At 35.7% G+C, this 19,638-nt stretch carries 32 protein-coding genes and 1 tRNA gene; 32 read left to right on the top strand and 1 reads right to left on the bottom strand.

Annotated features, from left to right (window positions below):
- The first annotated feature begins 11 nt into the window (after nucleotides 1-11).
- The 31 genes from rpsJ (at nucleotide 12) to carA (ending at nucleotide 17,055) form a co-directional block, all read left to right on the top strand.
- Nucleotides 12-320, top strand: a complete 309-nt coding sequence (gene rpsJ / locus IPP64_11080; GenBank protein ID MBL0329934.1) for a 30S ribosomal protein S10 — start codon at nucleotides 12-14, stop codon at nucleotides 318-320.
- A gap of 27 nt (nucleotides 321-347) precedes the next feature.
- Complete coding sequence (rplC, locus tag IPP64_11075) at nucleotides 348-965, top strand: 50S ribosomal protein L3 (GenBank protein ID MBL0329933.1); 618 nt, start codon at nucleotides 348-350, stop codon at nucleotides 963-965.
- Between the two features lies 1 nt (nucleotide 966).
- Complete coding sequence (rplD, locus tag IPP64_11070) at nucleotides 967-1,596, top strand: 50S ribosomal protein L4 (protein ID MBL0329932.1); 630 nt, start codon at nucleotides 967-969, stop codon at nucleotides 1,594-1,596.
- Nucleotides 1,597-1,600: 4 nt separating this feature from the next.
- Entirely contained in the window at nucleotides 1,601-1,891 is a 291-nt protein-coding gene (rplW, locus tag IPP64_11065; protein MBL0329931.1) for a 50S ribosomal protein L23, read from the top strand.
- A gap of 104 nt (nucleotides 1,892-1,995) precedes the next feature.
- Nucleotides 1,996-2,820: a 50S ribosomal protein L2 gene (gene rplB, locus IPP64_11060; GenBank protein MBL0329930.1), complete on the top strand. Its 825-nt coding sequence runs from the start codon at nucleotides 1,996-1,998 to the stop codon at nucleotides 2,818-2,820.
- A 60-nt stretch (nucleotides 2,821-2,880) separates the two neighbouring features.
- Nucleotides 2,881-3,159, top strand: coding sequence for a 30S ribosomal protein S19 (gene rpsS, locus IPP64_11055; GenBank protein ID MBL0329929.1), 279 nt, complete (start codon nucleotides 2,881-2,883; stop codon nucleotides 3,157-3,159).
- A 30-nt stretch (nucleotides 3,160-3,189) separates the two neighbouring features.
- A complete protein-coding gene (gene rplV, locus IPP64_11050) occupies nucleotides 3,190-3,630 on the top strand; it encodes a 50S ribosomal protein L22 (protein ID MBL0329928.1) in 441 nt (146 codons plus the stop codon).
- A gap of 9 nt (nucleotides 3,631-3,639) precedes the next feature.
- Nucleotides 3,640-4,413, top strand: a complete 774-nt coding sequence (gene rpsC / locus IPP64_11045; GenBank protein ID MBL0329927.1) for a 30S ribosomal protein S3 — start codon at nucleotides 3,640-3,642, stop codon at nucleotides 4,411-4,413.
- Between the two features lie 65 nt (nucleotides 4,414-4,478).
- The gene (gene rplP, locus IPP64_11040; protein ID MBL0329926.1) at nucleotides 4,479-4,907 is read left to right on the top strand and encodes a 50S ribosomal protein L16; all 429 of its coding nucleotides are present in this window, start codon (nucleotides 4,479-4,481) and stop codon (nucleotides 4,905-4,907) included.
- A 23-nt stretch (nucleotides 4,908-4,930) separates the two neighbouring features.
- The gene (gene rpmC / locus IPP64_11035; protein ID MBL0329925.1) at nucleotides 4,931-5,134 is read left to right on the top strand and encodes a 50S ribosomal protein L29; all 204 of its coding nucleotides are present in this window, start codon (nucleotides 4,931-4,933) and stop codon (nucleotides 5,132-5,134) included.
- Between the two features lie 9 nt (nucleotides 5,135-5,143).
- Nucleotides 5,144-5,398: a 30S ribosomal protein S17 gene (rpsQ, locus tag IPP64_11030; GenBank protein ID MBL0329924.1), complete on the top strand. Its 255-nt coding sequence runs from the start codon at nucleotides 5,144-5,146 to the stop codon at nucleotides 5,396-5,398.
- Nucleotides 5,399-5,467: 69 nt separating this feature from the next.
- The gene (rplN, locus tag IPP64_11025) at nucleotides 5,468-5,836 is read left to right on the top strand and encodes a 50S ribosomal protein L14 (GenBank protein ID MBL0329923.1); all 369 of its coding nucleotides are present in this window, start codon (nucleotides 5,468-5,470) and stop codon (nucleotides 5,834-5,836) included.
- A 40-nt stretch (nucleotides 5,837-5,876) separates the two neighbouring features.
- Nucleotides 5,877-6,203: a 50S ribosomal protein L24 gene (gene rplX, locus IPP64_11020; GenBank protein MBL0329922.1), complete on the top strand. Its 327-nt coding sequence runs from the start codon at nucleotides 5,877-5,879 to the stop codon at nucleotides 6,201-6,203.
- A complete protein-coding gene (gene rplE, locus IPP64_11015) occupies nucleotides 6,203-6,760 on the top strand; it encodes a 50S ribosomal protein L5 (GenBank protein MBL0329921.1) in 558 nt (185 codons plus the stop codon). The genes rplX and rplE overlap by 1 nt, the downstream gene beginning before the upstream one ends.
- Before the next feature lie 60 nt (nucleotides 6,761-6,820).
- Nucleotides 6,821-7,090, top strand: a complete 270-nt coding sequence (rpsN, locus tag IPP64_11010) for a 30S ribosomal protein S14 (protein MBL0329920.1) — start codon at nucleotides 6,821-6,823, stop codon at nucleotides 7,088-7,090.
- 75 nt (nucleotides 7,091-7,165) lie between these two features.
- Nucleotides 7,166-7,561, top strand: coding sequence for a 30S ribosomal protein S8 (rpsH, locus tag IPP64_11005; GenBank protein MBL0329919.1), 396 nt, complete (start codon nucleotides 7,166-7,168; stop codon nucleotides 7,559-7,561).
- A 19-nt stretch (nucleotides 7,562-7,580) separates the two neighbouring features.
- Nucleotides 7,581-8,135 (top strand): 50S ribosomal protein L6, encoded by a 555-nt coding sequence (gene rplF / locus IPP64_11000; GenBank protein MBL0329918.1) that lies wholly within the window; start codon nucleotides 7,581-7,583, stop codon nucleotides 8,133-8,135.
- A 53-nt stretch (nucleotides 8,136-8,188) separates the two neighbouring features.
- Entirely contained in the window at nucleotides 8,189-8,545 is a 357-nt protein-coding gene (locus IPP64_10995; GenBank protein MBL0329917.1) for a 50S ribosomal protein L18, read from the top strand.
- Between the two features lie 50 nt (nucleotides 8,546-8,595).
- Nucleotides 8,596-9,114: a 30S ribosomal protein S5 gene (gene rpsE, locus IPP64_10990; protein ID MBL0329916.1), complete on the top strand. Its 519-nt coding sequence runs from the start codon at nucleotides 8,596-8,598 to the stop codon at nucleotides 9,112-9,114.
- A 77-nt stretch (nucleotides 9,115-9,191) separates the two neighbouring features.
- A complete protein-coding gene (gene rpmD / locus IPP64_10985) occupies nucleotides 9,192-9,368 on the top strand; it encodes a 50S ribosomal protein L30 (GenBank protein MBL0329915.1) in 177 nt (58 codons plus the stop codon).
- Between the two features lie 63 nt (nucleotides 9,369-9,431).
- Complete coding sequence (rplO, locus tag IPP64_10980) at nucleotides 9,432-9,890, top strand: 50S ribosomal protein L15 (GenBank protein ID MBL0329914.1); 459 nt, start codon at nucleotides 9,432-9,434, stop codon at nucleotides 9,888-9,890.
- Nucleotides 9,891-9,912: 22 nt separating this feature from the next.
- On the top strand, nucleotides 9,913-11,259 hold the full coding sequence (gene secY / locus IPP64_10975; GenBank protein MBL0329913.1) for a preprotein translocase subunit SecY: 1,347 nt from the start codon (nucleotides 9,913-9,915) through the stop codon (nucleotides 11,257-11,259).
- Between the two features lie 24 nt (nucleotides 11,260-11,283).
- Nucleotides 11,284-12,066 (top strand): type I methionyl aminopeptidase, encoded by a 783-nt coding sequence (gene map, locus IPP64_10970; GenBank protein ID MBL0329912.1) that lies wholly within the window; start codon nucleotides 11,284-11,286, stop codon nucleotides 12,064-12,066.
- A gap of 83 nt (nucleotides 12,067-12,149) precedes the next feature.
- Nucleotides 12,150-12,368 carry a translation initiation factor IF-1 gene (gene infA, locus IPP64_10965; protein ID MBL0329911.1) on the top strand — a complete coding sequence of 73 codons (219 nt, stop codon included), beginning with the start codon at nucleotides 12,150-12,152 and terminating at the stop codon, nucleotides 12,366-12,368.
- A 12-nt stretch (nucleotides 12,369-12,380) separates the two neighbouring features.
- Nucleotides 12,381-12,497 carry a 50S ribosomal protein L36 gene (rpmJ, locus tag IPP64_10960; protein ID MBL0329910.1) on the top strand — a complete coding sequence of 39 codons (117 nt, stop codon included), beginning with the start codon at nucleotides 12,381-12,383 and terminating at the stop codon, nucleotides 12,495-12,497.
- Between the two features lie 86 nt (nucleotides 12,498-12,583).
- On the top strand, nucleotides 12,584-12,961 hold the full coding sequence (gene rpsM, locus IPP64_10955; GenBank protein MBL0329909.1) for a 30S ribosomal protein S13: 378 nt from the start codon (nucleotides 12,584-12,586) through the stop codon (nucleotides 12,959-12,961).
- A gap of 90 nt (nucleotides 12,962-13,051) precedes the next feature.
- Complete coding sequence (rpsK, locus tag IPP64_10950) at nucleotides 13,052-13,462, top strand: 30S ribosomal protein S11 (GenBank protein MBL0329908.1); 411 nt, start codon at nucleotides 13,052-13,054, stop codon at nucleotides 13,460-13,462.
- 78 nt (nucleotides 13,463-13,540) lie between these two features.
- Nucleotides 13,541-14,146: a 30S ribosomal protein S4 gene (gene rpsD / locus IPP64_10945; protein MBL0329907.1), complete on the top strand. Its 606-nt coding sequence runs from the start codon at nucleotides 13,541-13,543 to the stop codon at nucleotides 14,144-14,146.
- Nucleotides 14,147-14,224: 78 nt separating this feature from the next.
- The gene (locus IPP64_10940) at nucleotides 14,225-15,217 is read left to right on the top strand and encodes a DNA-directed RNA polymerase subunit alpha (GenBank protein MBL0329906.1); all 993 of its coding nucleotides are present in this window, start codon (nucleotides 14,225-14,227) and stop codon (nucleotides 15,215-15,217) included.
- A gap of 88 nt (nucleotides 15,218-15,305) precedes the next feature.
- Nucleotides 15,306-15,800 (top strand): 50S ribosomal protein L17, encoded by a 495-nt coding sequence (rplQ, locus tag IPP64_10935; protein MBL0329905.1) that lies wholly within the window; start codon nucleotides 15,306-15,308, stop codon nucleotides 15,798-15,800.
- Nucleotides 15,801-15,921: 121 nt separating this feature from the next.
- Nucleotides 15,922-17,055 carry a glutamine-hydrolyzing carbamoyl-phosphate synthase small subunit gene (gene carA / locus IPP64_10930; protein ID MBL0329904.1) on the top strand — a complete coding sequence of 378 codons (1,134 nt, stop codon included), beginning with the start codon at nucleotides 15,922-15,924 and terminating at the stop codon, nucleotides 17,053-17,055.
- A gap of 40 nt (nucleotides 17,056-17,095) precedes the next feature.
- Here carA and IPP64_10925 read toward each other — a convergent pair.
- Nucleotides 17,096-17,169: transfer RNA gene (locus tag IPP64_10925), tRNA-Arg, on the bottom strand.
- A gap of 108 nt (nucleotides 17,170-17,277) precedes the next feature.
- Between IPP64_10925 and IPP64_10920 the strand changes: the two genes are divergently transcribed.
- A complete protein-coding gene (locus IPP64_10920; protein MBL0329903.1) occupies nucleotides 17,278-19,629 on the top strand; it encodes a hypothetical protein in 2,352 nt (783 codons plus the stop codon).
- Nucleotides 19,630-19,638 lie beyond the last annotated feature (9 nt).

Raw genomic sequence — 19,638 nt, 5'->3', positions numbered from 1 at the left:
CAAATAAAACTATGAGCCAAAAAATCAGAATCAAATTAAAATCTTACGACTTCAACTTAGTTGATAAGTCTGCTGAGAAAATTGTTAAGACTGTGAAAATGACAGGAGCTGTTGTTAGTGGACCGATTCCATTGCCGACACAGAAAAAAATCTACACAGTTTTGCGTTCACCACACGTAAACAAAAAAGCACGTGAACAATTTCAATTGTGCTCATACAAAAGATTATTAGACATCTACAACTCAACTTCTAAAACAGTTGATGCACTTATGAAATTAGAATTACCAAGTGGAGTAGAAGTAGAAATCAAAGCATCGTAATAAAAAACAAATAATAAATAAATAAAAATGTCTGGAATAATAGGTAAAAAAATTGGAATGACCAGTATCTTCAGTGCCAATGGTAAATATATACCATGCACAGTTATTGAAGCTGGTCCTTGCGTTGTTACGCAAGTAAAAACCTTGGAGAAAGACGGATACGCTTCAGTACAATTGGCATTCGATGAGAAGAAGGAAAAACATACTTCTTCTGCAATGAAAGGTCACTTTGCTAAAGCCGCTACCACTCCTAAACGTAAATTGGTTGAATTTAAATACTTCGAAACTGAGAAAAATCTTGGTGAAGTAGTTACTGTTGATTTATTCGTTGAAGGTGACTTTATCGATGTAGCAGGTACTTCAAAAGGTAAAGGTTTTCAAGGTGTTGTTAAACGTCACGGTTTTGGTGGTGTTGGAGGATCAACACATGGACAACATGATCGTCAACGTGCGCCAGGATCATTGGGTGCATCATCTTGGCCTTCACGCGTATTCAAAGGAATGAGAATGGCTGGAAGAACAGGTGGAGACCGTGTAAAAATTCAAAACTTAGAAGTAGTAAAAGTAATTGCAGATAAAAACCTTTTAATTGTAAAAGGGTCTATCGCAGGTGCAAAAGGTTCATACGTTACAATCGAGAAATAAAATGGAAGTATCAATTTTAAATATAAGCGGTAAAGCTACTTCTAAGAAGGTGAGCTTAAACGATGCAATCTTTGGCATCGAGCCGAATGACCATGCCATTTATTTGGATGTGAAACAACACTTAGCAAATAAACGTCAAGGAACTCATAAGTCGAAAGAAAGAAATGAAGTTTCTGGTTCAACTAAAAAATTAAAGAAACAAAAAGGTACAGGTGGAGCACGTGCAGGTAGTATCAAATCTGGTACAATCGTAGGTGGTGGCCGTATTTTTGGTCCACGTCCAAGAGATTACTCTTTTAAATTGAATAAAAAATTAAAGCGTTTGGCTCGTCTATCTGCTTTAACTTATAAAGCTCAAGGAAGTAATATTACAGTTTTGGAAGATTTTACTTTTGATTCTCCAAAAACTCAGAAATATGCTGATCTAATCAATAATTTGAAGCTTTCAGATAAAAAAACACTATTAGTGTTGGGGGAATCAAATAAAAACATATATTTGTCGTCCCGAAATTTGACCAATGCAAAAGTCGTAACTGCTTCGGATTTAAACACTTACGATATTTTGAACGCAAGTAATTTGTTATTGGTAGAGAGTTCAGTGAAGGAAATTGAAAATTTATTAAGCAATTAATAAGATGAACGTGATAGTAAAACCGGTTATAACCGAAAAAATGACAGCCCAAGGCGAAAAATTTAATCGCTATGGTTTTGTAGTGGCAAAAGCTGCTAACAAAGTGGAAATAAAATCAGCTGTTGAAAAATTATATGGTGTTACTGTTGAGTCAGTAAACACACAAAATTATGTTGGAAAAGTGAAAACCCGTAACACTACAAAAGGTATTGCTATTGGTAGAGTGAACCAGCATAAAAAAGCAGTTGTAACGCTTAAAGCAGGCGAAGCAATTGATTTTTACGCAAGCATTTAGTAATAGGAAGGTTTTAACCAACCTATGAGTAGAAGAAAATCTACTTAAGAAAAATAAGGAAATAATTATACAGGTTTGTAACCTGTGAAAATAAAAAAACTGAGATGGCTTTAAAGAAATTTAGACCCCTAACCCCAGGGCAACGTTTTAAATTAGTAAGTGATAACGATGATATCACACACGGCAAACCAGAAAAAAGTTTGTTGGTACCGGTAAAAAAATCCGGAGGTCGCGATAATACAGGTAAAATGACTATGCGCTACATTGGTGGTGGTCACAAACAACAGTATCGTATCATCGATTTCAAAAGAGATAAACAAGGTATTCCTGCAACAGTTAAAACAATCGAGTACGATCCAAATCGTACCGCTCGTATTGCTTTAGTTGTTTATGCTGATGGAGAAAAACGTTATATCGTTGCTCCAAGCGGTTTGCAAGTAGGACAAAAAATTGTATCTGGTAAAGATGCTGCTCCTGAAGTAGGAAACGCACTTTATTTATCTGATATTCCATTAGGAACAGCTATTCACAATATTGAATTGCGTCCGGGACAAGGAGCTATTATGGCTCGTAGTGCTGGTTCTGCTGCTCAATTGAGTGCAAGAGATGGGAAATATGCAATCATTAAAATGCCTTCAGGTGAAACACGTATGGTGTTAGTTACTTGTATGGCTACAATTGGTACAGTATCGAATGCGGATCACAACTTGGAAATCAGCGGTAAAGCTGGTCGTACACGTTGGCAAGGTCGCAGACCGAGAACTCGTCCGGTTGCAATGAACCCTGTGGATCATCCAATGGGTGGTGGTGAAGGTAGAGCTTCAGGTGGTCACCCACGTTCTCGTACTGGATTGCCTTCTAAAGGATATAAAACACGTTATCCGAAAAAGGCTTCTAACAAATACATTATCGAAAGAAGAAAAAAATAATTTAATAACGGTTTAATGGTCTCAATCAATTTGAGATTCACAACCTAAAAACAAAAATAGATGGCACGTTCATTAAAAAAAGGTCCTTTTATCGACTGGAAACTTGAGAAAAAATTATTAGATCTTCAAGCTTCAGGTAAAAAAACAGTAATCAAAACTTGGTCTCGCAGATCAATGATTTCTCCGGATTTCGTTGGATTAACAGTAGCGGTTCACAACGGGAATAAATTTATTCCGGTTTATGTTACAGAGAACATGGTTGGACATAAATTTGGTGAATTTGCACCAACACGTACGTTCAGAGGTCACTCTGGAAACAAAGATAAAGTAGCAAAATAGTTATTAAGAGATTTATAATATACAAGTAAAATGGGTGTTAGAAAACAAAACGCGGCAGATGCTCGCAAAGAGGCAAACAAAAGCAGATATTTTGCTGTCTTGAAAAATTGCCCTACATCTCCTCGTAAAATGAGATTGTTGGCCGACCTTATCAGAGGTAAAGAAGTATTTATGGCTTTGAATATTTTAAAATTCAATCCAAAAGAAGCTTCCGGAAGATTAGAAAAATTGTTGGCATCAGCAATTTCAAACTACGAAGCGAAAACAGGACAACGTCCTGAAGACAGCAACTTGGTTGTGAAAGAAATTTTTGTTGATAGCGCACTTCAAATGAAGCGTTTAAGAACAGCTCCACAAGGACGTGCAAACAGAATCAGAAAACGTTCAAACCACGTTACGATTGTTGTTGACAGCAAAAAAGTAGAAGAAAAGAAAAAAGTATCAAACAAGAAACAAGAAGAAACTAAATAATAATTTTCAATGGGACAAAAAGCAAATCCGGTAGGCTTACGTTTAGGCATCATTAAAGGATGGGATTCTAACTGGTATGGTGGTAAAAACTTTGCCGACAAATTAGTAGAAGATCACAAAATTAGAACATATTTGAAAGCACGTTTGGCAAAAGCGAGTATTTCAAAAATTGTGATCGAGCGAACAGTGAAAATTATTACTGTTACTATTAACACATCTCGTCCTGGAATTATTATCGGTAAAGGTGGAGCTGAAGTTGATAAAATCAAAGAAGAATTAAAAAAGATTACTAAAAAAGATATTCAAATCAATATTTTTGAAATTAAACGTCCTGAATTAGATGCTCGTTTAGTTGCTGATAGTATTGCTCGTCAAATTGAAGGCCGTATCTCTTTCCGTAGAGCTGTGAAAATGGCAGTTGCTTCTACAATGAGAATGGGTGCAGAAGGAATTAAAGTAAAATGTTCTGGTCGTTTGGCTGGAGCTGAGATGGCACGTGTTGAAGGGTATAAAGAAGGACGTACACCATTACATACATTGCGTGCAGATATCGATTATGCATTGGGTGAAGCACATACAACCTATGGTCGTATCGGAGTTAAAGTTTGGATCTGCAAAGGAGAAGTTTATGGAAAACGTGACCTTTCTCCAAATGTAGGAAACGCTGCTGCCGGTGCTAAAGATGGTAAAGGTGGAGCTCCAAAAACTGGAAATCCAAAGTTTGAAAAACGTGGAACTGGCGGACCTAGAAAAGGTGGAAACGACAGAAGAGAGAGAAAGTAATTAAAACTAAAAATAAATAATTTTATCCCTAAGTTATCGGGAAAAAAATCAAAAAATAAGAAATAATGTTACAGCCGAAAAGAACCAAATTTAGAAAGATGCACAAAATGAAGATGAAAGGCAACGCGAAGCGTGGCGATCAACTTTCATTCGGTTCATTTGGATTAAAGGCAACTGAAGGATGCTGGGTTACAGCTCGTCAGTTAGAAGCTGCAAGGGTTGCAGTTACTCGTTTTATGAAACGTGAAGGTCAAATCTGGATTCGTGTATTCCCTGATAAACCAATTACTTCTAAGCCTGCAGAGGTTCGTATGGGTAAAGGTAAAGGTGCTCCTGAATATTGGGTTGCAGTAGTGAAACCGGGGCGTATCATGTTTGAAGCAGAAGGCGTTCCTATGGAAGTTGCAAAAGAAGCATTGCGTTTAGCTGCACAAAAATTACCTGTAACAACAAAGTTTATTGTTAGAAGAGATTACGCTGCAGAAGCAAACTAATATATTAAAGAACATCAACAAAAATGAAACAAGAAGATATCAAACAACTTTCAACTACTGATCTTAACGACAGAATCAAAGAACAAAAAGTTTCTTTGTCTAAATTAAAGTTGAATCATTCAGTATCTCCTATTGAAAATCCTGCTAGCATCACTGCTAACAGAAAAACAGTAGCTAGATTACAAACAGAACTTCGCTCAAGACAAATTGCTGAGGCTAAAAAATAATTTCAAACAATGGAAAGAAATTTAAGAAAAGAAAAAATTGGTACAGTTACCAGTAACAAAATGGAAAAATCCATTGTTGTAGCGGTTGAACGTAAAGTAAAACACCCGAAATATGGTAAGTTCGTAAACAAAACGACTAAGTTTGTTGCGCACGATGATGCAAACACTTGCAATATCGGTGATACCGTAAAAATTATTGAAACACGTCCAATCAGCAAAAACAAATGCTGGAGACTGGTTGAAGTAATCGAAAGAGCGAAATAGTTAAACAAAAACCTTTGGGGTGCGCTGACTAAAAATTAGTTTATCAACCCAAACTAGATAAATAAAAAAATGGTACAACAGGAATCAAGATTATTAGTAGCTGATAACAGCGGTGCGAAAGAAGTACTGGTTATCCGTGTACTAGGCGGTACGAAAAAAAGATATGCTTCAATTGGAGATAAAGTGGTAGTAACTGTAAAACACGCTTTACCTTCTGGAAACATTAAAAAAGGAGCTGTTTCAAAAGCGGTAGTAGTTAGAACAAGAAAAGAAATCAGCCGTCCGGATGGTTCTTATATTCGTTTTGATGACAACGCTGTTGTATTGTTAAACGCTACAGACGAGTTAAGAGGAACCCGTATTTTCGGACCAGTAGCTCGTGAACTGAGAGATAAAAATTTTATGAAAATCATCTCTTTAGCACCGGAAGTATTATAATTATAGCCAAGGTCTGAGCCTTGGAACAAAATAAAAAACAATGAAAGTTAAATTACATATCAAAAAAGACGACTTAGTAAAAGTTCTTGCAGGAGACTCAAAAGGTCAGGAAGGTAAAGTTTTATCAATCGATAAAGTTAAAAACCGTGCCGTTGTTGAAGGAGTTAATTTAGTATCGAAACATACTAAACCGGATGCAAAAAATCCTCAAGGCGGAATTATTAAAAAAGAAGCGTCAGTTCATGTTTCAAACTTAATGCTAGTTGAACCAGGAACAGGTAAAGTGACCCGCGTTGGTCGCAAATTAGATGAAAAATCGAAAAAATTAGTACGTTACTCAAAAAAGACAGGGGAGGTAATTAAATAATGGCTTATTCACCACGTTTAAAAGACAAATATAAAGCGGACGTAGTTCCAGCTTTACAAAAAAAGTACGGTTACAGCAGTTCTATGCAAGTGCCTAAACTTCAAAAAATATGCCTTAATCAAGGTGTTGGAGACGCTGTTTCTGATAAAAAGTTGATTGAAGGTGCTATTAAGGAAATGACAACGATCAGCGGACAAAAAGCTGTGTCTACCATTTCTAAGAAAGATATCTCTAACTTTAAACTTCGTAAAGGTGTTCCTATTGGAGTGAGAGTAACGCTTCGTGGCGATACAATGTATGAGTTTTTAGACAGATTAATTTCTGTTGCTCTTCCACGTATCCGTGACTTCAGAGGAATCAACGATAAAGGGTTTGATGGAAGTGGTAACTATACATTAGGAGTTACTGAACAAATCATTTTTCCGGAAATTGATATTGATAAAGTTAGCAAAATCATGGGTATGGATATTACCTTTGTAACTTCTGCAACTTCTGATGGAGAAGCATTAGCATTGTTAAGTGAATTCGGATTACCTTTTAAAAATCAAAAGAAATAAATTAAGGAATTAGTCCCGTACGTACGGGACTAAATCACAAATCCTAAATAAAGAAAAAGAATGGCAAAAGAATCAATGAAAGCAAGAGAAGTTAAACGTAAGAGACTTGCTGATCTATACGCTGAAAGAAGAGCTGCTTTAAAAGCTGCAGGTGATTCAGTTGGATTACAAAAATTACCAAGAGCTTCATCACCAACTCGTCAACGTAACCGTTGTAAATTAACTGGTCGTCCGAGAGGGTATATGCGTCAATTCGGTATTTCACGTAATCAGTTCCGTGAAATGGTGCTTGACGGTTTGATTCCTGGATTGACCAAATCAAGCTGGTAATTCAGCTCGATTACTAAAAAAGAGTATTCATGTATAATTATCCTGTTCGCGGGATAACATATAAAACCAAATAAAATGACAGATACAATTGCAGATTACCTCACAAGAGTGAGAAATGCTATCAAAGCAAACCACAGAATCGTAGAGATTCCTTCTTCTAACCTAAAAAAAGAGATCACAAAGATCCTTTTTGAAAAAGGCTACATCCTTAGCTACAAATTTGAAGATACAACCGCTCAAGGCACTATTAAAATTGCTTTGAAATACCACCCTGTTAACAAACAGTCGGCTATCAAAAATCTTGAAAGAGTGAGTTCCCCGGGTTTAAGAAAATATGCCGGTTCAACAGAATTACCTCGCGTTTTAAACGGGTTAGGTATCGCTATTATTTCTACTTCTAAAGGTGTAATGACTGATAAAGAAGCGAAAACACAAAAAGTAGGTGGCGAAGTATTGTGCTATGTTTATTAATATTTAGGAGGAAAGAAAAATGTCAAGAATAGGTAAATTACCAATCACACTTCCGAAAGGAGTTGAGTTCAATGTTTCTGATAAGAATGTTGCAACTGTTAAAGGGCCAAAGGGAACTTTAACGCAAGCTATGGATTCAGCAATTACTGTTTCAAACACAGATGGTGTTTTAACTGTAATTCGTGCTACTGAGCAAAAACGTCACAAAGCAATGCACGGTTTGTACCGCGCATTATTGGCTTCAATGATAAAAGGTGTTAGTGAAGGATATAAAACAGAACAAGAACTTGTTGGTGTTGGTTATCGTGCAGCTAATAAAGGACAAATGTTAGAATTAACCTTGGGTTTCTCTCATAACGTTGCTTTCGAGTTACCGGCAGAAGTTAAAGTTACTACGGCAACTGAAAAGGGTTCGAATCCAAAAATTATTTTGGAATCAGCAGATAAGCAATTGTTAGGAGCTGTTGCTGCTAAAATCCGTTCATTGCGTAAACCTGAGCCTTACAAAGGTAAAGGTATTAAATTTACAGGTGAGATCTTAAGAAGAAAAGCCGGTAAATCTGCAGGTAAATAATAAATAAGAATTTAATTGCCCCGCAAAAATGGGGCAGAAATAAGGTAAATAAAATGGCTAATACAAAAGATTTCAGAAGAAACAGAATTAAACAACGTATCCGTAAAGTAGTTAACGGAGACGCTCAAAGCCCACGCTTGTCTGTTTTCAGAAGTAACAAAGGTATCTACGTTCAATTGATTGATGATGTTGCTGAAAAAACATTGGTAGCAGCATCTTCAACTGACAAAGGAATCGCTGATGCAAAAGGAAATAAAATTGACCAAGCGAAATTGGTTGGTAAAGCAATCGCTGAAAAAGCAATTAAAGCAGGAATTTCATCTGTTCGTTTTGATAGAAATGGTTATTTGTATCATGGACGTGTGAAATCATTAGCAGAAGGTGCTCGTGAAGCTGGTTTAAAATTCTAATGTAAAAAATTAAATCCCGTTATCGGGACTGAATCTAAAAATAACAGATAATGTCAAACGCAAACCTTAAACGAGTAAAATCAAGTGATATCGAACTAAAAGATAAACTTGTTCGTATCCAACGTGTAACGAAAGTTACTAAAGGAGGTAGAAACTTCACCTTTTCAGCTATCGTTGTAGTTGGAAACGAAAAAGGGATTGTTGGTTATGGTTTAGGAAAAGCAAAAGAGGTTACGGATGCTATTACTAAAGGAATTGATGATGCTAAAAAGAATCTGATTAAAGTTGCTATTGTTAAAGGAACTGTTCCTCACGAACAATTGGGCAAATTCAGTGGATCTTTGGTTTTCTTAAAACCAGCAGCTCATGGTACCGGTGTTATTGCAGGTGGTGCGATGCGTGCAGTTTTAGAAAGCGTTGGTGTTACAGACGTATTGGCAAAATCTAAAGGTTCTTCAAACCCTCATAACGTTGTGAAAGCAACAATGGATGCGTTGATGAAAATGCGTGATGCTGCAACTGTAGCGCAAACACGTGGTATCTCAATGGAAAAAGTATTTAACGGATAAAAATAAGTTAAAAGTTCAAAGTTGAAAAGTTGAAAAACTTTAAACCTTAAACTTTCAAACTTTAAACTAAAATAAAAATGGCAACAATTAAAATTAAACAAGTAAAAAGCGGAATCGGACAAACAGTTCGTCAAAAACGTACTTTGCGCGCTTTAGGCTTTATCAAAATGCACCAAACAATTGAGAAGGAAGCAACTCCTCAAGTAATGGGAATGGTAAACAAAGTAGCTCATTTGATAACCGTAATTAAGTAAAAATAAATTGTAGAAATTTAGATTTGTTAGAATCTAAAAATCAAAAATTATAAAATTAAAAAGATGAACTTAAGTAAATTAACACCAGCAGAAGGTTCTGTAAAAAATGCTAAAAAGCGTTTAGGTAGAGGTCAAGGATCAGGAAAAGGCGTAACATCAACAAAAGGTCACAAAGGTGCTCAGTCACGTTCCGGATACTCTGCGAAAAGAGGTTTTGAAGGTGGTCAAATGCCATTACAAAGACGTGTTCCGAAATTCGGATTTAAAAATATTAACCGTGTTGAATATCGTGGAATTAACTTAGATGTTATTCAAGGCTTAGTAGATAACAACAAAGTTGCTACAATCGATTTAGCATTTTTGATATCAAAAGGATTGGCTCACAAAAACGACAAAGTGAAAGTGCTTGGTCGTGGTGAACTAAAATCTAAAGTAGATGTTTCTGTGCATGCATTTTCTGCATCTGCAAAATCTGCAATTGAAGCAAAAGGCGGATCAGCTGTTTCAGTTGAAAAAGCTTAATTAAACACAGTAATACTGTTTTATGAAAAACTTTATAAATACATTAAAAAACATTTGGAAAATCGAAGAGCTGAGAAGTCGTATTCTTATGACGCTCGGACTTATTTTGGTTTACCGTTTGGGTTCATATGTCGTTCTTCCTGGAGTAGACGCGAAAGCACTTTCTGATGCAAGTAAGACATCTAACGAAGGAATAATCGGCTTGATTAATATTTTTGCAAATGGTGCCTTCTCTCGTGCTTCTGTTTTTGGTTTAGGAATCATGCCTTATATCTCTGCATCCATTGTAGTGCAGTTGTTAGGTATGGCTTTACCTTATTTCCGTAAGCTTCAAATGTCAGGTGAAAGCGGCCGTAAAAAAATAAATCAAATTACTCGTTTTTTAACTGTAGGTATTACATTGATGCAAGCCCCTGGTTACATTGCTACCCAAATTACAAATAAAGCAGGTGTTGTTGCTGATGCAGGTTTTGGTTGGATGGCACAATCTATTTTGATTTTGGTTACAGGTACTATGTTTGTAATGTGGTTGGGTGAAAAAATTACCGATAAAGGTATTGGTAATGGAATTTCGTTAATCATTATGATTGGTATCATTGCTCGTTTGCCTGAGTCTTTCTTACAAGAATTTGCTAACCGCTTAGGTGGCGAAGGTGGAGGCGGTGGATTAATTATGTTATTAATCGAAATCGTTCTTTTATTATTAATCATTGTTGGATCAATTATGTTGGTTCAAGGTACCCGCAAAATTCCTGTGCAATACGCGAAGAAAATTGTTGGTAGCAAACAATACGGTGGCACTCGCCAATACATTCCTTTGAAAGTGAATGCAGCTGGTGTAATGCCAATCATTTTTGCTCAAGCAATTATGTTTATTCCGATTACAGTTATTTCTTATACTCAATCTGAATCATTAACAGGTGTATTAGGCGCATTGTCAAACCACAATGGTTTTTGGTATAATTTAGTATTTGCGCTATTGATTATTGTTTTTACATATTTTTATACCGCTATTACTGTAAATCCAAACCAAATGGCAGAGGATATGAAACGTAATGGTGGTTTTGTTCCAGGGGTTGTACCGGGTAAAAAAACAGCTGAATTCATTGATGCGGTAATGTCCAGAATTACATTGCCTGGTTCTATTTTGTTAGCATTTGTAGCAATTTTACCTGCTTTTGCATACTTATTGAATGTTGACGCTGGATTTGCTCAATTTTTTGGAGGAACATCATTGTTGATTTTGGTGGGTGTTGTTTTAGATACATTACAACAAATTGAAAGTCATTTGTTAATGCGTCATTATGATGGATTAATGAAGAATGGAAGAATAAAAGGTCGCTCTTCAATGAGTATGACTACAGCTTAATATAAGAAGAGGGGAAAGCAGAGCGTGAAAGGCTTGTATTATAAAACGAAAGAAGAAATAGAGTTAATACGAGAAAGTTCTTTACTTGTTGGAAAAACTTTAGCCGAAGTTGCAAAAGTTATTAAACCTGGTGTTACTACCTTATCATTGGATAAATTAGCATTTGAGTTTATTAATGATCACAAAGCAATACCTGCTTTTTTAAATTATAACGGTTTCCCGAACTCATTGTGTATTTCAGTTAATTCACAAGTAGTCCATGGAATACCCGGTAAGTATGAATTAAAAGACGGTGATATTGTTTCTGTTGATTGTGGAGTAATCAAAAATAAATTTTTTGGTGATTCTGCTTATACTTTTGCAATTGGTGATGTAAAGCCTGAAATTTTGAACCTTTTAAAGGTTACAAAGGAAAGTCTTTACAAAGCAATTGAAGTAGCCGTTGTAGGTAAGCGAATAGGGGATATCGGTGATGCAGTTCAAGTAAATGCTGAAATAAATGGTTTTTCTGTAGTCAGAGAACTTGTTGGGCATGGTGTTGGACAAAGCTTACATGAGGCGCCTGAAGTTCCTAATTATGGTAAAAAAGGTACAGGGTTAAAGTTACAGGAAGGGTTAGTAATTGCGATTGAACCTATGATTAATATGGGAAAGAAAGCAATCAGACAACACAATGATGGTTGGACCATCACTACTGCAGATAATATGCCTTCAGCACATTTTGAGCATACCATTGCAATAGGAAAGAACAAAGCTGATATTTTATCAAGCTTTGAATTTGTAGAAGAGGTTTTAAATAAAAAATAAAAACAAAATTTTAGAATTTGTAACATAGTAGTTTTTAAGAATCGTTAAATAAAAAATTACAATAGATCTAAAATTAATTAAGTATGGCTAAACAAGCGTCAATTGAGCAGGATGGAACAATTTTGGAAGCATTGTCAAATGCAATGTTTCGTGTTGAGCTCGAAAATGGACATGTGATTACAGCTCACATTTCAGGGAAGATGCGAATGCACTATATAAAAATATTAAATGGTGATAAAGTGAAAATTGAAATGTCACCGTACGATTTAACAAAAGGAAGAATTTCATACAGATACAAATAAAAATTAGTAAAAATGAAAGTTAGAACATCAATTAAAAAAAGAAGTGTTGACTGCAAAATCGTTCGCAGAAAGGGCGTTTTGTATGTAATCAACAAAAAGAATCCTAAATTTAAACAAAGACAAGGATAAAAATAAGTTCAAAGTTCAAAGTTGAAAAGTTGGATTACCCATAACTTTAAGCTTTAAACTTTCAAACATTAAACTAAAATAAAACAATGGCTAGAATTGCAGGTATTGACTTACCAAACAACAAAAGAGGAGAAATCGGTTTAACTTATATCTACGGGATAGGCCGCAGTACTGCTCAAAAAGTATTAACAGAAGCTGGTATTGATTGGAATATCAAAGTTCAAGATTGGAACGATGCACAATTAACTGCAATCCGTACCATCTTAACTGATAAATATAAATTAGAAGGTGCTTTGCGTTCTGAAGTTCAATTGAACATCAAACGTTTGATGGATATTGGTGCATACAGAGGGATTCGTCATCGTGTTGGTTTACCAGTTCGTGGTCAAACAACTAAAAATAACGCACGTACTAGAAAAGGTAAGCGTAAAACAGTTGCTAACAAGAAAAAAGTAACTAAATAATAAACTATCCCACCCCTCAGTAGAGGAAGGATAAGGAAAAGTAAATTAATAAATGGTTAACGTAACTGTTAACGATCATAAAAACAAAAAATGGCTAAAACAAACCAAACAACAACTACAGCAAAAGCTGCAGCAAAGAAAAGAGTTGTAAAAGTAGATGCAGTGGGCGAAGCTCACATTAATGCAACATTTAACAACATTATTATCTCATTAACAAACTTAAGCGGACAAGTTATTTCTTGGTCAAGTGCTGGTAAAATGGGATTCCGTGGATCTAAAAAAAATACACCTTATGCTGCTCAATTAGCTGCTCAGGATTGTGCTAAAGTTGCACACGATTCTGGTTTGAGAAAAGTAAAAGTATTCGTAAAAGGACCTGGTGCAGGCCGTGAATCTGCTATCCGTACTTTAGCCGGTGCTGGAATAGAAGTTACGGAAATTATGGATATTACACCAATTCCTCACAACGGTTGCCGTCCTCCAAAACGTAGAAGAGTATAATATTAAGTCAAAAGACAAAAGTAAAAAGTCAAAGACTTTAATAAAGTAACAATAGAATTTAAAAAATAAAAAAATACAATGGCAAGATACATCGGCCCTAAGTCAAGAATAGCAAGAAAGTTCAAAGAACCAATTTTTGGTCCTGATAAAGTTTTAGAAAAAAAGAACTACCCTCCGGGACAACACGGTTTGTCAAAAAAACGTGCTAAACAATCGGAATATGCTGTTCAGTTACAAGAAAAACAAAAAGCAAAATATACATACGGTATTTTAGAGCGTCAGTTTGCTAAAATTTATACAATGGCACAGCGTGCACATGGTGTTACAGGTGAAGTGTTGTTACAATTAATCGAATCTCGTATTGATAACGTTGTTTATCGTATGGGGATTGCACCTACTCGTAGTGGGGCTCGCCAATTGGTTGGTCACCGTCACATCACTGTAAATGGTAATGTGGTAAATATCCCTTCTTACATTTTGAAAGCAGGTGATGTTATTGCAGTTCGTGAGCGCTCAAAAACGTTAGAGGTAATCAACAACAGTGTTGCTGGTGCTACTAACTCTTATCCTTGGATGGATTTTGATAAATCTACAATGACTGGAAAATTCATTTCAGTTCCTGAAAGAGTTCAAATCCCTGAGAATATTAAAGAACAACTAATTGTCGAGTTGTACTCTAAATAATCCTAGAGCACTTATAACGATAGTATTATCTGTTATTAGACAAATTAAAATAGTAATTAACTTAATAAAATATAACACATGGCAATTTTAGCTTTTCAAAAACCTGATAAGGTGATTATGATTAACTCAAGTGAAACGGAAGGTCAATTTGAGTTCCGTCCACTAGAGCCTGGTTATGGTATTACTGTTGGTAATGCTTTAAGAAGAATTTTATTGTCTTCTTTAGAAGGTCATGCGATCACTACTATCAAAATCGAAGGCGTTGATCACGAGTTTTCTACACTTAAAGGTGTTGCTGAAGATATTACTGAAATTATTTTGAACTTAAAACAAGTTCGTTTCAAAAAACAAATCGAAACTACTGATTTTGAAAAAATCACTGTTACTGTTACTGGTAAAACTCAGTTGACTGCAGGCGATATCGGTAAATTTACTTCAGGTTTCCAAGTATTAAATTCAGATTTAGTTATCTGTAACATGGAACCAACTGTTAAGTTGAAATTAGAATTAACCATTGATAAAGGTCGTGGTTATGTTCCAGCTGAAGAGAACAAGCCTGTAAATGCGTCTGCCGGTTTAATTCCAATTGACTCAATTTACACGCCAATCAAAAATGTTCAATACAGCATCGAGAACTTCCGTGTGGAGCAAAAAACAGATTACGAGAAGTTGATTATGAATATTACAACTGACGGATCTATTCACCCGAAAGAAGCGTTGAAAGAAGCGGCTAAAATTTTAATTCATCACTTCATGTTATTCTCTGATGAGCGTATCACTTTAGATACCGAAGAGAAAATGGCTACTGAAGAGTTTGATGAAACATCATTGCACATGCGTCAGTTGCTTAAAACGAAATTAGTTGATATGGATTTATCTGTTCGTGCTTTAAATTGCTTAAAAGCTGCAGATGTTGAAACGTTAGCTGATTTAGTATCTTTTGCAAAACACGATCTTTTAAAATTCAGAAATTTTGGTAAAAAATCACTTACCGAATTGGAAGATTTAGTTGCAAACAAAGGCTTGACTTTTGGAATGAACTTAGCAAAATATAAATTAGATAAAGAATAAAAACAGATTAGAGATTTGAGATTAGAGATATGAGACGTTTAGTTTTATCTCACATCTCACATCTTACATCTCAATACTAAAAAATAAAATGAGACACGGAGATAAAATAAATAATTTAGGTAGAAAATCTGCTCACCGCAAAGCGATGTTAGCGAATATGGCAAGTTCATTGATTCTACATAAACGTATCAACACAACTCTTGCTAAAGCGAAAGCATTAAGAACGTATGTTGAGCCAATTTTAACAAAATCAAAAGAGGATTCTACACATTCAAGACGTACTGTTTTTGCTTATTTAGGCAATAAAGAAGCGGTTGAAATGCTTTTTAAAGACATCTCTACAAAGATTGCTGACCGTCCGGGTGGATATACTCGTATCCTTAAAACAGGTGGACGTTTAGGTGATAATGCTGACATGTGCTTTATCGAGTTGGTAGACTTCAACGAAAATATGTTGGCGGCTAAAGCTCCTGCTAAAGCGAAAACATCAAGACGTGGTGGTAAAAAGAAATCAACAGATACTACAGCTAAAACAACTGGAAAATCTGAAGAATCAACAGATGACGACGCAAAAAGTGAATAATTTGTTAATTTAATATTTTCAATCTTAAAAAGGATAAAGTAATTTTGCTTTATCCTTTTTTTATGACCGGACCTCATCCTTACCTTCTCCTTGAGGAAGGCGAAGGAGTAAAAGTTAAACTATGAAATATACAGCAAAAACTCCCGCAATTTTATTACTTGAAGATGGTAAAGTGTTTTACGGAAAAGCAGCAGGGAAAATTGGCATTGCTACCGGAGAAATTTGCTTTAATACCGGTATGACAGGCTATCAGGAGATTTTTACAGACCCTTCTTATTTCGGACAAATTATCGTTACTACCAATGTACATATTGGGAATTATGGCGTGAACAAAGATGAAGTAGAGTCAGATTCCATTAAAATTGCTGGTTTGGTATGCAAACAATTCAATGAGTTTCATTCTCGTAAACGTTCGGATGGCTCTTTAAAAGACTATTTTGAAAATGGCAATATCGTGGCAATATCCGATGTTGATACCCGTGCCATTGTTCGTTATATTCGTGATAAAGGTGCTATGAATTGCATTATTTCATCTGAAACACAGGATATAGCAGTATTGAAGGAGAAGCTTGCAAAAGTGCCTTCTATGGCAGGATTAGAATTGTCTTCCAAAGTGAGTACTTCAAAGCCTTATTTTGTTGGGGATTCCAATTCAGAATATAAAGTGGCCGTTACAGATTTTGGTGTTAAGAAAAATATTTTAAGATCTTTAGTTGAGCGAGGATGCTATTTGCAAGTATTTCCAATGAAAACATCTTTCGAAGAAATGATGAAATGGAATCCAGATGGCTTTATGATTTCAAATGGCCCTGGTGACCCTTCTGTGATGAAAGAAGAAATGGCTACCGTAAAAACAATTATCAACTCAGGTGTGCCAACGTTTGGTATTTGTTTGGGGCACCAGCTGATTGCGGAAGCATCTGGAATATCTACCTTTAAAATGCATAAAGGCCACCGAGGGATTAATCATCCTGTTAAAAATATAATTACCGGCAAAAGTGAGATTACTTCCCAAAACCATGGATTTGGAGTAAAAGCAGAGGATGTTGCAAAAATCAAGAACATGGAAGTAACGCATATCAATTTAAATGATAATACCATAGAAGGATTAAGATATACTGATAGAAATGTGTTTTCTGTGCAATATCATCCGGAGGCTTGCCCAGGACCTTACGATGCCCGTTATTTATTTGATGATTTTATTACGATGATTGCTTCCGTAAAGAAAAAAGAAAAGAAAGCAGTAACTGCCTAAATATAAAACTCCTCTGAATTTTCAGAGGAGTTTTTATTTGTGGCCTCGAAGGGAGTCGAACCCCCAACCTTCGGTACCGGAAACCGACACTCTATCCAGTTGAGCTACGAAGCCAATTATGGCACAAAGGTATTAAGATTTTCCAAACTTATTTGTTTGAAGTAATACAATAAAAGCAGTACTTTTATGTTTACTAAAATGCACCTATTCTGAAGCGTTAGAATGAAAAAAAGAAGTATACTATTTGTTTTTTTATTGATTATTGCAAATCTGTCGGCACAACAAATCCCTATTGGTGGCTGGCAAGAGCATCTTTCATACAAGAATGCGCTTTCTGTGGCTGAAGGAAATGGGTTTGTGTATTGTGTAACTACCGGTGGCATTTTTAACTTTCGTAAGTCAGATAATTCCATGAGTCGTTTGTCTAAAGTGAACGGCTTGTCTGATGTAGAAGGGGTGAAGGTTGCATTTAACCCTTATAATAACAAGTTTCTTATTGCCTATAAAAACTCAAACATCGATTTAGTTGATGCAACCCAAATCATCAATATGCCCGACATTAAAAGAAAACCGATCATCGGAAATAAATCAATAAACAATATTCATTTTATAAATCAATACGCTTATTTATCGTGTGGATTTGGAATCGTGGTTTTGGATACGGATAGAAACGAGATTAAAGACACGTATTACATTGGTCCATTAGGCGCAACCATTAATGTGTTGGATATCACAACTGATGGAACGTACATTTATGCCGCAACAGAAACGTCTATTTACAGAGCGCTATTAAGTAATCCGAATTTAGCGAATTATTCTTCCTGGACAATTATAAATGATGTAGCTACAGGAATTGATTTGCCTACAGGAATGTATAATTCGATCACTTCTTTTTTTGGAAAAATATACACCAACTATTCTAAAAATTTAATGTCTGGAGCTTTCAACGAAGATTCTCTTTTTGTATACGATGGCACATCTTGGACGCATTTTATTCCTGGAGGATTTCCTGCATCGGGAAGTGGTTACAATGCACGTTCGATAAAAAATAATTTTAATCAGTTGGTACTTGTTTTGGATGGTGCAGTTAATACATATAATTCAACATTAGGCAGTACCGGATATTATTCCGGCTATTTTGGGGATGCTACCCGGGCAAATGCTGCCGTATTGGATGCGTCTGGTGCAGTTTGGATAGCAGACTCCAAATATGGTTTGGCTTCTTGGCGCCCTAGTATCGGTAACCAATATCGCTATCCCAATGGTCCTAACAGTGAAAATGTCTTAAATATGTCTTTAGGTAAAAACCAATTGTGGGTTGCTCCTGGAGGTTATGCAAAGTTTAGGGTTGATGGAATTTACCAATATAAAGATGAACAATGGAATAATGTAAAGTCTACATCTGCAGCGGCTTCTATGGATTCAATTTATGATATTATGAATGTGTTGGTAGATCCAAATGATCCTAAAAAAGTGTATGCTACAACATGGGGGCAAGGCGTAATAGAGCTGAATGATGGTGCAATTTCAAATTTATACAATACAACAAATAGTTCTTTGTCAGGTTTGGGATTAGTAGGTTACAATCCAGTTTGGACTTATGGTTTAGCCATCGATGAAGGTCGTAATTTATGGATTACAAATTCTGGCGTTGCAAATTCAATAGCCTACAAGAATGCAAGTGGTACATGGGGCGCACTCAATTTTCAACCCATTATCAATAAAGCGAATTTGGAACATATTGTAATTGATAAAGAAGATCAAAAATGGGTTGTTATTTCTAATAGCGGAGGCGGAATTTTGGTGTATAAAGGAAACACTACGGCCACCCCTGTTTTAGGTTCTAATACAAAAAAACTCAATACTGCTGTCGGTAATGGAGGTTTGCCAAGTAATTTAGTGTATTGTTTGGCGAAAGATTTGGATGATGAAATATGGGTTGGGACTGACAAAGGGGTTGCGGTTTTTTATTCGCCTGAAAATGTATTTACAGGCGCTAACTTTGATGCACAACAAATTTTATTGGAACAAGATGGTCATGTTCAAATTTTACTTGAAACTGAAAATGTTCAGGCAATTGCTGTAGATGATGCAAATCGTAAATGGATTGGAACATCCAATTCTGGGGTGTTTTTGATGTCCGCAGATGGAACTCAACAGATTTATCATTTTGATGAAGCAAATAGCCCACTTTTTAGCAATAACGTCAAAAGTATTTCAATTAACCACGAAACAGGTGAGGTTTACTTTGGAACATCCAAAGGAATAATTTCATATCGAGGAACCTCTATTGAATCATTCGAAGGGTTTACAGATGTGTATGCATTTCCCAACCCTGTTAAACCGGATTATGAAGGTCCTATAGCAATTAAAGGTCTAATGAATAATTCCACCTTGAAAATTACGGATATCAGCGGTACACTTGTGTATGAAACAAAATCAGAAGGCGGCCAGGCATTGTGGTATGGAAAAAATTTCAATGATGAACGTGTAAGTTCCGGTGTATATATGGTGTTTTGCACCAGTGAGGATGGAGCACTGAAAGCCGTTACTAAAATTCTTTTGATTAACTAGCCTATCATT

Source organism: Bacteroidota bacterium, from assembly GCA_016722565.1.
Taxonomy (GTDB): Bacteria; Bacteroidota; Bacteroidia; order 2-12-FULL-35-15; family 2-12-FULL-35-15; genus 2-12-FULL-35-15.
This window is presented reverse-complemented; position numbering and strand designations above follow the sequence as displayed.